At 70.8% G+C, this 13,064-nt stretch carries 14 protein-coding genes; 3 read left to right on the top strand and 11 right to left on the bottom strand.

The genetic code is table 11. From position 1 onward, the window contains the following. The first annotated feature begins 40 nt into the window (after nucleotides 1-40). Complete coding sequence (locus ACZ31C_RS06330; protein WP_350692345.1) at nucleotides 41-1,465, top strand: MFS transporter; 1,425 nt, start codon at nucleotides 41-43, stop codon at nucleotides 1,463-1,465. Between the two features lie 216 nt (nucleotides 1,466-1,681). Here ACZ31C_RS06330 and ACZ31C_RS06325 read toward each other — a convergent pair whose 3' ends face one another. From ACZ31C_RS06325 to ACZ31C_RS06305, 5 genes are all read right to left on the bottom strand, one after another. After that, entirely contained in the window at nucleotides 1,682-3,340 is a 1,659-nt protein-coding gene (locus tag ACZ31C_RS06325; RefSeq protein ID WP_465794992.1) for a glycoside hydrolase family 13 protein, read from the bottom strand. Nucleotides 3,341-3,397: 57 nt separating this feature from the next. Next, nucleotides 3,398-4,432, bottom strand: coding sequence for a LacI family DNA-binding transcriptional regulator (locus tag ACZ31C_RS06320; RefSeq protein WP_465794991.1), 1,035 nt, complete (start codon nucleotides 4,430-4,432; stop codon nucleotides 3,398-3,400). A 63-nt stretch (nucleotides 4,433-4,495) separates the two neighbouring features. Further along, nucleotides 4,496-5,461 carry a carbohydrate ABC transporter permease gene (locus ACZ31C_RS06315; RefSeq protein WP_350692341.1) on the bottom strand — a complete coding sequence of 322 codons (966 nt, stop codon included), beginning with the start codon at nucleotides 5,459-5,461 and terminating at the stop codon, nucleotides 4,496-4,498. A 1-nt stretch (nucleotide 5,462) separates the two neighbouring features. Further along, nucleotides 5,463-6,515: a carbohydrate ABC transporter permease gene (locus ACZ31C_RS06310; protein WP_396744772.1), complete on the bottom strand. Its 1,053-nt coding sequence runs from the start codon at nucleotides 6,513-6,515 to the stop codon at nucleotides 5,463-5,465. Nucleotides 6,516-6,584: 69 nt separating this feature from the next. Further along, nucleotides 6,585-7,940, bottom strand: coding sequence for an ABC transporter substrate-binding protein (locus ACZ31C_RS06305; RefSeq protein ID WP_465794455.1), 1,356 nt, complete (start codon nucleotides 7,938-7,940; stop codon nucleotides 6,585-6,587). A 377-nt stretch (nucleotides 7,941-8,317) separates the two neighbouring features. Here ACZ31C_RS06305 and ACZ31C_RS06300 point away from each other — a divergent pair, with 377 nt between their 5' ends. Beyond that, nucleotides 8,318-8,488, top strand: coding sequence for a hypothetical protein (locus tag ACZ31C_RS06300; protein ID WP_465794454.1), 171 nt, complete (start codon nucleotides 8,318-8,320; stop codon nucleotides 8,486-8,488). A gap of 87 nt (nucleotides 8,489-8,575) precedes the next feature. Here the strand turns inward: ACZ31C_RS06300 and ACZ31C_RS06295 are convergent, their stop codons facing one another. The 5 genes from ACZ31C_RS06295 to ACZ31C_RS06275 form a co-directional block, all read right to left on the bottom strand. Continuing rightward, nucleotides 8,576-9,070 (bottom strand): TspO/MBR family protein, encoded by a 495-nt coding sequence (locus ACZ31C_RS06295; protein WP_465794453.1) that lies wholly within the window; start codon nucleotides 9,068-9,070, stop codon nucleotides 8,576-8,578. A gap of 574 nt (nucleotides 9,071-9,644) precedes the next feature. Then, nucleotides 9,645-9,788 carry a GPGG-motif small membrane protein gene (locus ACZ31C_RS06290; RefSeq protein WP_449948543.1) on the bottom strand — a complete coding sequence of 48 codons (144 nt, stop codon included), beginning with the start codon at nucleotides 9,786-9,788 and terminating at the stop codon, nucleotides 9,645-9,647. Further along, on the bottom strand, nucleotides 9,779-10,555 hold the full coding sequence (locus ACZ31C_RS06285; protein ID WP_465794452.1) for a metallophosphoesterase family protein: 777 nt from the start codon (nucleotides 10,553-10,555) through the stop codon (nucleotides 9,779-9,781). The genes ACZ31C_RS06290 and ACZ31C_RS06285 overlap by 10 nt, the downstream gene beginning before the upstream one ends. 9 nt (nucleotides 10,556-10,564) lie before the next feature. After that, nucleotides 10,565-10,840, bottom strand: a complete 276-nt coding sequence (locus ACZ31C_RS06280) for a hypothetical protein (RefSeq protein WP_396690846.1) — start codon at nucleotides 10,838-10,840, stop codon at nucleotides 10,565-10,567. Next, nucleotides 10,837-11,463: a nucleotidyltransferase gene (locus ACZ31C_RS06275; RefSeq protein ID WP_396751818.1), complete on the bottom strand. Its 627-nt coding sequence runs from the start codon at nucleotides 11,461-11,463 to the stop codon at nucleotides 10,837-10,839. Before ACZ31C_RS06275 ends, ACZ31C_RS06280 begins: the two co-directional genes overlap by 4 nt. A 121-nt stretch (nucleotides 11,464-11,584) precedes the next feature. Here ACZ31C_RS06275 and ACZ31C_RS06270 point away from each other — a divergent pair, with 121 nt between their 5' ends. Then, entirely contained in the window at nucleotides 11,585-12,382 is a 798-nt protein-coding gene (locus ACZ31C_RS06270) for a dTMP kinase (protein WP_465794451.1), read from the top strand. Here the strand turns inward: ACZ31C_RS06270 and ACZ31C_RS06265 are convergent. Next, a complete protein-coding gene (locus tag ACZ31C_RS06265; RefSeq protein WP_465794450.1) occupies nucleotides 12,367-13,062 on the bottom strand; it encodes an SDR family NAD(P)-dependent oxidoreductase in 696 nt (231 codons plus the stop codon). The genes ACZ31C_RS06270 and ACZ31C_RS06265 overlap by 16 nt on opposite strands. Nucleotides 13,063-13,064: the final 2 nt, after the last annotated feature.

Below are 13,064 nucleotides of genomic sequence, written 5' to 3'. Positions count from 1 at the left end.
CGGTGACCGGGCCGTTATCCGGTCCTGGTTGGCTGCCGGCATGACCTTGCGCACGGGCCGATCCGCGCGGGTGTGGGGCGGGAGCGCCACGCACCGGATCTACAGCGTCGTGGTCTTCGTGCTGCTCGCCTCGCTGGACAACGTGGCGATCGGTCTGGTGCCGCCGCTCTACGGCGCGATCGCCGACTCCTTCGCGGTGCCGCAGCGCCTGCTCGGCCTGGTCACCGCGATCAGTTTCCTGGTCAGCGCCGTGGCTGCGGTCGGGTGGGCGTACTTCGGAGACCGCACCAACCGCAAGCCGCTGCTCATGATCGGCACGCTGATCTGGGCGGTCGGCACCGGCGGAAGCGGCCTGGCCGGCGACTACCCGACGTTCCTGGCCGCGCAGTTGCTGGCGGCGATCGGGCTCGGCGCGGTCGGGTCGGTCGGGTTCTCGGTCGTCACCGACCTGATCTCGCCCCGCCGCCGGGGCCTGGTGATGAGCTTCTGGGGACTCTCCCAGGGCATCGGCACGCTGGCCGGCACGCTGGTCGGCGGGCTGCTCGGCGCGACGGACTGGCGCCGCCCGTTCCTGCTGCTCACCGTCGTCGGCCTGGCCGCCACTGCGGCGTACCTGTTCACGTACGACATCCGGCGCGGGCAGAGCGAACCGGAACTGGCCGCCGCGCTGGCCGCCGGCGCCGAGTACGACCACCGGATCAGCCGCTCCGATCTGCCGGTCATCCTGGGCCGGCGGACCAACCGGTGGCTCGTCCTGCAGGGCCTCACCGCACAGGCCGCGTTCGGCTCGCTGGTCTGGCTGCCGGTGCTCTTCACCGAGCGGGCCCGGGAGCAGGGCTACTCACCGGCGACGGCGATCGTGGTGGGCAGCGTCTTCGCCACTCTGTTCCAGCTCGGCGGCGTGTTCTCCATCGTCGGCGGTCTGATCGGCGATGCGCTGCAACGGCGTACGCCGTCCGGCCGGGCGTTGGTCGCTGCGGTCGGCATCCTCGCGGCGGTCCCGCTCTACCTGGTGCTGTTCTTCGTGCCGATCCGCATCGACGTGCCCGACGGCGCCGGTACCGGGGCGGTGGTGGCGGCCGTGGTGGGCAGCGTGTTCACCGAGCCGACGGTCGGGCTGAGCCTGCTCACCGCGCTGCTGGCGTTGGCGTTGACCTCGGCGAACTCACCGAACTGGTTCGCGTTGATCGCCGACGCCAACCCGCCCGAGCACCGGGGCACCGTCTACAGCCTCGGCAACCTGGTCAACGGGGTGGGGCGGGCGGCCGGCAACGGGCTGGTCGGCGTGGTCTTCCACGCCCTGCGGGGGGCCTTCCCGCCGCCGCTGAACTACGCCGTCGGGCTGGCCGCGTTCCAGCTCTTCTTCATCCCCACCGGGATCATGTACTGGCTCGCCGCCCGGACGTCCCCCAAGGACATCGCCGACGTCCGCGACCTGCTGCACTCTCGCGCCGAAAAGCTGTGACAGATGTAAGGAAGGGCCCCTTGTTAACGCCTCGTGCATAGCAAGGGCCCCCTGTTAACAAACGACCGTCAGCCGGCGGGCCGCACGGGACAGCCCCGGGCCGCGGCTGCTCGCCTTGCCGCAGCCCGCGACGGGCGGTGTTAACAGGGGTCCCTTCCTCTACCTCAGGCGTTAATAAGGTGCCCTTCCTTACAACACCCACACACCCCCGCCCGATCAGGGGGAGTGGAGCCAGACGGTTGCGTCGGTGGGGAGGGAACCGTCCTCGTTCAGCGGCGCGCTGCTGTGCACCAGTTTGCCGTCGGGCAGTGGAATCGCCTCCGGGCCGAAGTTGGTCGACACGACCAGGTTGCCGTTGCGGAAGGTCAGCACGTCGTCGTCGGAGGCGAGCCACTCCAGGGTGCCTCGACCCAACCCGTGGGTACGCCGTAGCCGCAACGCCGTGCGGTACATCTCGTACGTCGAGCCGGGCACGTCGCGCTGGCGGTCCCGGGCGTACTCGGCCCAGACCGGCGGCTGTGGCAGCCAACTCGCGTCGGTGGGCCCGAACCCGTACGACGGGGCGTCGGCCTCCCACGGGATCGGCACCCGGCAGCCGTCGCGGCCCCGCTGGGTGTGTCCGCTGCGTTCCCAGGTCGGGTCCTGCCGGGCCTCGTCGGGCAGGCTCGTGTGCTCCGGCAGACCCAACTCCTCGCCCTGGTAGAGGTAGGCCGAACCGGGCAGGCCGAGCATCAGCAGGGTGGCCGCCCGGGCCCGGCGCAGCCCGAGCGCCGCGTCCGGCTGCTCGTCGCCGACGCCGATGCCGTTGGGTCGGACGGTGCCCACCGGCAGCCCGAGCCGGGAGGCGTGCCGGACCACGTCGTGGTTGGAGAGCACCCAGGTGGTGGGCGCGCCGACCGCGTCGGTGGCCTCCAGCGACCGGGTGATCACGGCGTACTGGGCCGGGGCGGTCCAGGAGGCGACCAGGTACTCGAAGTTGAACGCCTGGTGCATCTCGTCGGGGCGGACGTACCGGGCCAGCCGCTCGGCCGGCTCCACCCACGCCTCGGCGACCAGGACGCGTTCCCCGGGGTAGCCGTCCAGCAGCCGCCGCCAGTCGCGGTAGATCTCGTGTACGCCGTCCTGGTCCCACATCGGCGGGCGGGGCTTGTCGGCCTCCTGCCCGGAGAGGATCTCCTGCGGCTCCCGCCAGTCGGCCAGGTCGGCCTGCTTGACCAGCCCGTGCGCCACGTCGACCCGGAAGCCGTCCACGCCCCGGTCCAGCCAGAACCGCAGCACGTCCAGGAACTCGGCGCGTACCTCCGGGGCGTCCCAGTTCAGGTCGGGCTGGGCGGTGTCGAACAGGTGCAGGTACCACTGCCCGTCGGGGACCCGGGTCCACGCCGGTCCGCCGAAGACGCTCTGCCAGTCGTTGGGCGGCTCGACGCCGTCCGGGCCCCGGCCGTCACGGAAGACGTACCGCTGCCGCTCGGGGCTGCCCGGCGCGGCGGCCAGGGCGGCCTGGAACCACCGGTGTGCCGACGAGGTGTGGTTGGGGACCAGGTCGACGATCACCCGCAGCCCTCGCGCGCGGGCCTGCGCGATCAGCTCGTCGGCGTCGGCGAGCGTGCCGAACAGCGGCTCCACGTCCCGGTAGTCGGCAACGTCGTAGCCGGCGTCGGCCTGCGGCGACGGATAGAACGGGGAGAGCCAGACCGCGTCGACCCCCAGCTCGGTCAGGTGGTCCAGGCGGGCGGTGATCCCTGGCAGGTCGCCGATGCCGTCGCCGTTGGAGTCGGCGAACGAGCGCGGGTAGATCTGATAGATCACCGCCTCGGTCCACCAACCGGTGATCGGGGCGGAGGGCGCGGTCTGCTGCGTCGCGTTGTCGTTCAGGACGGACTCCCGTGGTCGAGCCGGCCCGGCGGGTCGCCGGACGACGAGGTGATCAGGTCAGTGTGCCCGCGCCGGCGCGGTCGATTCGCGCACGACCAACCGAGTGTTCAGGATCACCGGCGACGTCGCACGGTGCGGCCCGGATTGCGGGGGCGGCCCGGCGAGCGGGTCGAGCAGCAGCTTCGCGGCCAACCGGCCCTGCTCGGCGGCGGGCTGGGCGATGGTGCTCAGCCCGAGCACACCGGCGAGCGCGTGGTCGTCGATGCCGATCACGCTGACGTCCTGGGGTACCCGCAGGCCGGCGTCGCGCAGCGCGGTCAGCGCGCCCATCGCCATCTCGTCGCAGGCGGCGAAGATCGCCGTGGGCGGATCACCCCGGCGCAGCAGTTCCTCGGTGGCCCGGGTGCCACCGGCGATGTCGAACCGGGACTCCACGTCGAGGCTCGGCTCGGGAGACAACCCGGCGGCGCGCAGCGCCTCCTGGTAGCCCCGGCGTCGGTCCAGGTGCGCGGTGAAGGCGAGTTCGTCATCGGGGTCGCCGGAGATGTGGGCGATGCGTCGGTGGCCGAGGTCCAGCAGATGCCGGGTGGCGGTCCGCGCGGCGACCACGTCGTCGATGCGTACGCAGGGCCAGCCCGGCACGTCGGTACCGGAGCTGACGGTCACCCCGGGCAGGTCGAGCGCGGCCAGAGCGGTCAGTTCGGGTGCCCGCAGCGGGGTGGCGACCAGCATCACCGCGTCCACCCGCTTGTGCAGGTTGGCGGGGTGCAGCAGCCGCTGCCGGTTCTGCTCCCGGCCGCCGAGGTTGTGCAGCAGCAGGTCGTAGCCGGCCTGGTGCAGGAAGTCCTCGACCGCTTCGACGACGACGCCGAAGAACCACCGGGTGATCCGGGGGACCACCACCGCCACCGTGCCGGTACGACCGCCGGCCAGCCGGGAGGCGCTCGGCGACACGGCGTACTGCAACTGCTCGGCGGCGGCCAGCACCCGGTGGCGGGTGGCGGCCGACACGGTCGGCAGTCCGCGTAGCGCCCGGGAGACGGTGGCCGTGGAGACTCCGGCCAGCCGGGCGACGTCGTCGATCCTGGTCACGCTTACCCCGCTCACGTCCCGGGTGGTGCCGCCGTCACCGTCGGCGGCGGCACCACCCGGGTATCAGCCCTTGACGCTGCCGGCGAGCAGCCCTCGAACGAAGTAACGCTGCAACGACAGGAACACGATCAGCGGTACGACGATCGAGACGAACGCCCCGGCGGTCAGCCGTTGCCACTCGTTGCCCCGAGTGCCGGCCAGTTCGGCCAGCCGGACGGTGAGCGGCGCGGTGACGTCGCTGCCACCGGCGAAGATGAGCGCGACCAGCAGGTCGTTCCAGACCCAGAGGAACTGGAAGATGCCGAACGCGGCCAGGGCGGGAGCGACCAGCGGCAGCACGATGGTGCGGAAGATCCTGGGGTGGGTGGCCCCGTCGACCCGGGCCGCCTCCATCAGGTCCTTCGGTAGCTGCGAGATGAAGTTGTGCAGCAGGAACACGGCGAACGGCAACGCGAAGCAGGTGTGCGCGAACCACACCTGGGCGAAGTTCTGCGCGCCGTCGAGGTTCCAGGCGGGCATCAGGGTGACGCCGCCGATGCTGACTCCCCGCGAGAAGAAGCTCAGCAGCGGCACCAGCGCCATCTGCAACGGCACGATCTGGAGCGCGAAGATGCCGATGTAGACCCAGTCCCGGCCGCGGAAGTTGATCCACGCCAGCGCGTACGCGGCCAGGGCGGCGAACGCGAGCGGGAACAGCACCGACGGCAGGGTGATGACCAGCGAGTTGACGAAGTAGTTGGCGAGCTGTCCCGAGCCGGACGCCTGCCCGAACAGCACGTCCTGGTAGTTCTGCAGGGTGAACTGCGGGTCCCGGAAGAACGTCCACCAGCCGGTGGTCTTGAGCTGGGGCTCCGGCCGGAACGAGGAGACGAACAGGCCGAACGTCGGGATGGTCCAGACGACCGCGATGACGATCGCGACGATCGTCGCGGTACGGCTGTTCAGCCGCTTGCGTACCCGGGACGCCCGCGTCGACGTGCCGCTTGTGTCCTGGGCGCCGGCGGCGACCGGGGGAGTGGTGGTGGTCATCTCAGCCCTCCCGTCGCTGCTGACGCAGGTTACGGATCTGGAAGATCACGATCGGCAGCACCAGGACGAAGAGGAAGACCGCCAGGGCGGACCCCTGACCGTTCTGGCCATACCGGAACGCCTGGTTGTACATCTCGTTCGCGATCACGCTGGTGTCGTAGTTGCCGTTGGTCGTGGTGCGGACGATGTCGAAGACCTTCAGCGTGGCGATCGAGATGGTGACCACGACGACGATCATGGCCGGCCGGATGCTGGGCACGGTGATCTGCCGGAACATCTGCCAGGGGGTGACCCCGTCGAGGCGGGCCGCCTCCACGATGTCGGCCGGGATGGACTTGATCGCCGCGGAGAGCACCACCATGGCGAATCCGGCCTGGATCCAGACCATGATCACGATGAGTAGCAGCGTGTTCAGTGGCGAGTCGAGCAGCCACTGTCGGGGCTCGCCGCCGAGGCTGACCACGATCTGGTTGAGCAGACCGATCTGTTCCTGGTCCTCACCCCGGTAGGCGTAGACGAACCGCCAGATGATGGCGGCGCCCACGAACGAGATCGCCATCGGCATGAAGATCAGCGACTTCGCCAACGACTCCATCCGGGCCTTGTCGACCAGCACGGCGTAGAGCAGGCCCATCGAGGTAGCGACCAACGGGACCAGGGTCACCCAGACCAGCGTGTTGATCAGTACGCGGACGATCGCGTCCTCGGCGAACATCCAGCGGTAGTTGTCCAGCCCGACCCAGTTCTGACTGCCGCCGTCCATGAAGGACAGGAGTGTGGTGCGGATCGCTGGGACGACCAGGCCGATCATCAGCAGCAGTACGGTCGGCAGCAGGAAGAAGAGTGCGAACAGCCCCTCCCGGGGCTTGGTCCGCCGGGGCATCGGCGCGCTGCCGGCGGCGGCGGCGACGAGTTGCGCCTCGCGACGCCGGGCGAAGAACGCCGGCACCGCGTCGAGCAGGACGAGCAGGCCGCCGACCACCACTGCGAAGGCGACCAGCCCCCACAGCAACATCATCAGTTTCGGCGCCTGGGCGGCGAAGTCGAAGTTCATCAACCCTCCCGGAGGTGTCGACAGAGCCGGTGGGCCGGCCCGCGTGCGCGGACCGGCCCACCACTGGACTCAGTTCGGCCAGCTGCTCTCGATGCCCTGGAGGACCGTGGCGGTGTCCCGCCCGTTGATCCACTCGACCATGCCCTTCCAGAAGGTGCCGTTGCCGACGGCCGCCGGCATCAGGTCGGACCCGTCGAAGCGGAAGACCGAGCTGTCGTCCTGGAGGAGTTCCGCGGACAGCTTGTCGATCGGGTTCGCGACGTTGGCCAGGTCGAGCTTGTTGTTCGCCGACACCCAGTCGCCGATCTTCGCGCGGCTGTTGGCGTGCTCACCGGAGGCGAGGTACGTCTGCACCGCCTGCACCTCGGGACGGTCGCTGAACGCCGTCACGAACTCGCCGCCGCCCAGGACCGGCTTGCCCTTGGCCGGGTCGATGGCCGGGAAGTAGAACGCGAACACGTCGCCGTCCTCGGCCACCCGGGTGCCCTGCGGCCACTGGTTGGCGTAGAACGAGGCCTGCCGGTGCAGCGCGCACTTGCCGGCCGTGATCGGCACGCCGGCCTCCTGGAACGAGGTGGTGGCGATACTGCGCACCCCGCCGAAGCCGCCGTTGACGTACTTCTCGTTCTTCAGGATGGTGCCGGCGCGGTCGAGCGCCTCGGCGACCCGGGGGTCGTTGAATGGGATCTCGTGCTTGGTCCACTGGTCGTAGACCTCGGGCGTCTGCGTACGCAGCATCAGGTCTTCGATCCAGTCGGTGGCCGGCCAGCCGGTGGCCTCGCCGGACTCGATCCCGGCGCACCACGGCTTGGTGCCGCTGTCCGCGATCGTGTCACTGAGCTTGATCATCTCGTCCCAGGTGTTCGGGACGGCCCAGCCCTTCTCCTGGAACATCTTCGGCGAGTACCAGACGAAGGACTTCACGTTCGAGCCGAGCGGCGCGCCGTAGAAGGTGCCGTTGACCGTGCTGTAGGTCAGCCAGTCGGCCGGGTAGTTCTCCTCGGCCATCGCCTTGGTCTCGGCGCCGGCGGCCTTGATCTGGTCCCGCTCGGCGAACCGCTGGATCAGACCGGGCTGGGGGATGAACGCCAGGTCGGGGGCGTTGCCGCCGTCGACGCGTACGGGCAGCTGCGCCTCGAACTCACCACTGCCCTCGTGGTTGATGTCGATGCCGGTGCACTCTTCGAACTGCTTCCACGACTCGTCCAGCCGGTCGGCCTCGATGTCCCGGATCGACGAGTAGATCGTCACCTTCTTGCCGTCGTGGCCCTGGTACTTCTCGTACGGGGCACACTCGGCGGAATCGGCGTTGGTGTTGTTGCCGCTACTGCTGCTGCTTCCGGTACCGCAGGCGGTGGCGCTGAGCGCCAGCCCGAGCGCGCCGGCGATCACGAGGGCCTGGCGTGGCCTGGCAAAGACTGCCATGCCGTCCTCCTTCCTAGCCGGCGCTGGCCGGGAATGGTCTCCGGTGACCTGGCGCCGGTCCGATGGGCGTTTTCACATGTAAGCGCTTGCATCCCGCGCGGTCCACCCCTGGGCGGGACACGACCGAGTAACAATCCGGAAACCTGTCGCCCCTGCCTGGGCGCGCTCCCACCGAGCCTGATGACCCCTGTCGATCGGTGCCCCCGACCGTCAAGGTCGACGGACCGCCCTCGGCGCGAGGTGCCGCACTTCCACCGGGCCGACAACCGCCGCACCCGCACGGACTGGGCGCTCCCGACGGGCCAGGCACTCCGGACGGCTGGGCGCTCCGACGGGCCGGGGCGCTCCCGCGCTCCCGATGGCTTCGCACACTCGACGTGCCGGTCTGGCCGGAGTTGACCAAGGGATTTGCGCCCTCAGACCTGCCCTTCCGTGACCAAAACTTCTTGATCAACGCGGGCGGCGGCGTGTGGGCGGCGCGTTTGCGCGTGGATACGGGCAAGGTCCGGCGCAACTTCAGGGATATTGCTGTCTCCGAGGGGGCCTGAGGCAGCAGTATCCGTGAAGTTGTGCGGATCATGATGAGTCGCGAGGGGTGCGGCACCGGCTCGATCTGAGATCGAAGCCGGGACGGGTCAGCCGTTCAATTGCCAGATCGAGTAGTTCAGCGCTGCGGCGAAGGTCACCCAGGCCCAGTAGGGCAGCAGCAGGACGGCTGCGGCGGTGCTGACCCGTCGGAACAGCAGGACGGTCACGCCGATCGCCAACCACAACAGCACGATCTCGGCGAAGGCCAGACCGTACTGCCCGGCGCCGAAGAACAGCGGAGTCCAGGCGGCGTTGAGCACGAGCTGCACCGCCCAGGCGAGCACGGCCGGGCCGAAGCCCACCCGACGCCAGACCAGCCAGCCGGCCAGCGCGATGGTCACATAGAGCACCGTCCAGACCGGGCCGAACAGCCAGGAAGGGGGCGCCCAGGAGGGCTGCTCGATACTGCGGTACTCGTCCGCCGCGCCGACGGCGGCGAGGTTGCCGATGACGGCCGCCGCTATCACCGCCGCCGCGAAGCCGGCCAACGCCCACCACTGCCGGGCACCGCCTCGCCGGGTGTCGTTCGCACTCGTCCGCATGCTCACAGCTTCTCCGTGGGTCGGGCCGGCAAACCTGCCGGGGCGGGCTTATCCGTGGGCCGGCGAGACCTGCCGTCGAAGCGGGGCTTCTGCGCGGCCCGGACCGGGAGGACCTACCGGTGGGGCGGCGCGTGACGCTGCCCAGACCGGAAGGACCTACCGGTGGGGCGACGCGTGACGTGGGCCGGAGTGGCGTGCGACGCGGGCCGGAGTGGCGTGCGACGTGGGCCGGACCGGAAGGACCTGCCGGTGGGGCGGCGCATGATGCGGCCCGGACCGGAAAGAAGCTGCCGGCCGGGCGGCGCGTGATAAGGCCCAGACCGGAAGGACCTGCTGGCGGCCTGGCGCGCGACGTGGGCCCGGGCCGGAAGGACCTGCCGGCCGAGCGGCGTGCGATGCGGCCTGGACTAGGAAAGACCTGCCTGCGGGGCGGCGCGCGACGCTGCCGGGACACCAAGTGCCGGGACACAAGTACGCCGGGGTCGCCGTGGCCGGTGGCTCCTGTCGGGAGGACGGAGTTCCGGTCACGACGACCCCGGCGGGTCCGGGACAGGCGACGCGTTGCGCCGCCACGTCAACTGAAGATGCTCACACCACCCGGGCCAACCAGCAGGCCAACGACGATGAGGACGACGCCCCACAGGATCTGCCGGCGGAACAGCGCGAGGATGCCGGAGACGACCAGTACGACTGCGAGAATCCAGAGAATCAGCTCCATGTTTGCTGAATACCCCCCACTCCGACGCCGGAAACCTGCGGCTGATCAAGGTCCTCACCCAAATGGAAGACGCTGTACGCCTGCTTGATCACCGGGTGCGCGACGTTGCGTACGCGTACCCCGCCGGGCGTGGTGCCGCGCTCGGAGCCGTGGTGCGCGTGCCCGTGCAGGGCCAGCGCGGTGGGCGCCGAGTCGACGGCCTGTCCGAGCTGGTAGCAGCCCAGGAACGGATAGATCTCCAGCGGTTCCCCGGCCAGGGTGTCCGGCACGGGCGAGTAGTGGGTCAGCGCCACCAGTGTGTCGCAGTCCAGCGAGCGCAGCGCGGCAGCCAGCTGGTCCGCGCTCTCGGTCGTGGTGCGGACGAACGCCTTCATCTCCGGCTCACCGAAGTCACTGGCGCACCGGCCGGCGAACCCGCCACCGAAGCCCTTGACCCCGGCGACGCCGAGCCGGCCGCCGGCGCAGTCGAGCACCACGCCGTCGCCCTCCAACACGATGATCCCCGCCTCCTGCAACGCGCCGACCACCTGCGGCACCTGGTCGCACTGGTGGTCGTGGTTGCCGAGCACGGCGATCACCGGTACGCCCAGTCCGCCGAACTCCCGTGCCACGCACCGGGCCTCCGCCTCGGTGCCGTGCCGGGTCAGGTCACCGGCGAGCAGCAGCACGTCGGCCTTGTCCGGCAGTTCCTCCAGGGCCGGCCGGAAACGGCCGACCACGTCCTCGTCCACGTGTACGTCGCCCACCGCGGCGATCCGGATAGCCATCGCGCCTCCTCAGGGCAGTTGCTCGATCTCTGTGGGCGCCTGCGCACGGATCACCCCGATGTCGCTGGTGACCGGCTCCTCGGGAAAGCGCTCGGCCACCCGGCGCAGGATCTCGTCCCGCCGGTGGGCGCTCTCCACCTCGCCCATGAGCACCAGACCGCGTTCCGTACGGACCACGGAGATGCCCTGCTCGGCGACGGCCGGATCCTCGGCGAGCAGCCGGTGGATCTCCGCCTCGACGTACTCGTCCGGCGGCCCGGCACCGGGGTCGCGGTACGTGGTCACGGTGTTCCCCTCCCGTCGGCCGTGCCGCCGTCGGGCACGACGTCCAGCCTGTCCAGCAGCACCAGGAACGCCTCCGCGTACGGCGAGTGCTGCGTCTCCTTGCGTACCCGTTCCCAGTCGATCTGCTCCCGCAACGACCGGGCCAGCGGCAGCCCTCGCGCGAAGTCGCAGTAGTGCTGGGAGAAACTGAGCAGTTTGTGCACCATCAACTGGGTGGCGGAGAGCACCGGCATGTGGATCGCGTCGACCGGTCGCACGACCGTGTCGGCGAAGGTCTCCTCGGTCACCGGCGTCTCGATCGGGCGATGGATCAGGTCCACCATCCGTCCGCCGTCGTAGACCTTGACCAGCCAGTCCTCCGGCGGCCGCTCGGCCGTGAAGCCGGCCGCCACCAGCGCCTCCAGGGCGGCTTCGACGTCCGGTTCACGGATCAGGAAGTCGACGTCGTGCTCGCTGGAGTGGCCGCCGTGCGCGTACACGGCGAAGCTGCCGCCGAGTGCGAACGGGATGTCCGACTGCTTGAGCACGGCGGCGACCTTCTTCAGTGTGTGCAGGAGAGTCTCGTCGTCGCGCTCGGCCATGTCGCCTCTCCCGTCGAGATCGTTCGGTGCTACCGGTGGGATGCCGGATCGGTACCCGGCAATCCGGTCGCCCACACCTGCCTGGCGCGCGGAAGGGGTCGATCAGGCGGATAGCGGGATGAACCACCCGGTGGCCGTGCGGGGGTCGGATATCCTGTCGAGAGTGGCCAGATCGACGGGTACCCGGTGCGGCACGGCCCGACTGCGCACCGTAGCCCTGATCGGCGTGGACGGCTCGGGCAAGACCACTCAGGCACACCGGCTCGCCGAGGCGCTCACCGCCGCCGGCCACCCGGCCACCTACCACCGCAACGCCGGTGGGCGTCGCTGGCTGGGGCGGGCCGCGCACCGGCTCGGTCGGCCGGACGCGCAGGGGCTGCTCGGGCGCGACGGGATGCTGCTGCTGGAGTCCATGCTGCGCTGGCTGGCCATCGCCATGGCCCTGCTCGGCAGCCTGGCCACCGGCCGGGTGGCGGTGATGGACCGCTATGCCGCCTGCCAGTACGCCAGCCTCCGGGCACACGGTGGTCGGCGCTGGGAGCGGCTGGTCCGAGTCGCGTACCGGGTCTTCCCGCAGCCGCAGGTGACGTTCCTGCTGACGGTGCCGCCGGACGAGGCGTACCGGCGGATCGAGCGGCGCGGCACCGACGAGGAGAGCCTGCCCTACCTGACCGCGGCAGACCTGGCGTACCGCACGCTGCCCGAGTCACCGACCTTCGTGCCGGTCGACGGGGACCGGCCGGCGGACCAGGTGGCCCGGGACATCCGCGACCATCTCGCCGCGTGGCTCCCCGCCGACGACGAGCCGGACGAGCCGGGTCCGCAGCGGTACCGGCCGTGGCTGCCCGGCCCGGTGACCGCGCTGGTGCCGATCCAGGCCCTGCCGTGGGCGGCCGGGTCGGCCCCCGTTCAGGTACGCCCGTGGTCGATCCGACCGCCGGCGATTCAGGCTCGGCCGTAGACCGGTACGGCGGCGCCGCTGGTGGGCGCGGACTCGTCGGAGGCCAGGAAGCGGATCACCGAGGCGATCTCGGCCGGGTCCACCCAGCGGGCGTGGTCGGCGTCGGGCATCGCCCTCCGGTTGGTGGGTGTGTCGATGACGCTGGGCAGCACGGTGTTGCAGCGCACGCCCGAGGCCCGGTACTCCACCGCGACGGCCGAGGCGAAGCCGAGCACGGCGGCCTTCGCGGTCACGTAGCCGGACACGCCCGGGAACGGCGCGAGGGCCGCCCGGGCCGCCACGCAGACCACCGCGCCGCCGCCGGCCGCGACCAGGTGCGGCAGGGCCGCCCGGGTGACCAGGTGGGTCGGGCGGAGGTTGAGGGTGAGCATCCGCTCGAACTCCTCGATCGGGGTCTCGTGCACCAGGCCACCGCTGGCGTACCCGCCGACCAGGTTGACCACGGCGCGCAACGGCGCGTCGGGGTCGCCGGCGGCCACCTCGACGGCGTGGGCGACGTGCTGCGGGTGGGTGAGGTCCGCGACCGGCCGTACCGGTGCGTCGCCGTCGGGTTGGGTCTCCGGCGACGGCTGCGCGCGTTGCGGCGCGACCACCCGCCAGCCCGCCTCGGCGAACGCGGCGGTCACCGCCCCGCCCAGCCCGCCCGTGCCCCCGGTGACCAGCACACTGCGTCGCGTCATGG

Source organism: Micromonospora sp. NPDC023869 (assembly GCF_055559695.1).
This window is presented reverse-complemented; position numbering and strand designations above follow the sequence as displayed.

Coding starts and splice junctions, on each gene's coding strand:
- ACZ31C_RS06330 (WP_350692345.1), top strand. CDS start 41: ATGACCTTGCGCACGGGCCGATCCGCGCGGGTGTGGGGCGGGAGCGCC.
- ACZ31C_RS06315 (WP_350692341.1), bottom strand. CDS start 5,461: ATGACCACCACCACTCCCCCGGTCGCCGCCGGCGCCCAGGACACAAGC.
- ACZ31C_RS06310 (WP_396744772.1), bottom strand. CDS start 6,515: ATGAACTTCGACTTCGCCGCCCAGGCGCCGAAACTGATGATGTTGCTG.
- ACZ31C_RS06305 (WP_465794455.1), bottom strand. CDS start 7,940: ATGGCAGTCTTTGCCAGGCCACGCCAGGCCCTCGTGATCGCCGGCGCG.
- ACZ31C_RS06295 (WP_465794453.1), bottom strand. CDS start 9,070: ATGCGGACGAGTGCGAACGACACCCGGCGAGGCGGTGCCCGGCAGTGG.
- ACZ31C_RS06290 (WP_449948543.1), bottom strand. CDS start 9,788: ATGGAGCTGATTCTCTGGATTCTCGCAGTCGTACTGGTCGTCTCCGGC.
- ACZ31C_RS06285 (WP_465794452.1), bottom strand. CDS start 10,555: ATGGCTATCCGGATCGCCGCGGTGGGCGACGTACACGTGGACGAGGAC.
- ACZ31C_RS06265 (WP_465794450.1), bottom strand. CDS start 13,062: ATGACGCGACGCAGTGTGCTGGTCACCGGGGGCACGGGCGGGCTGGGC.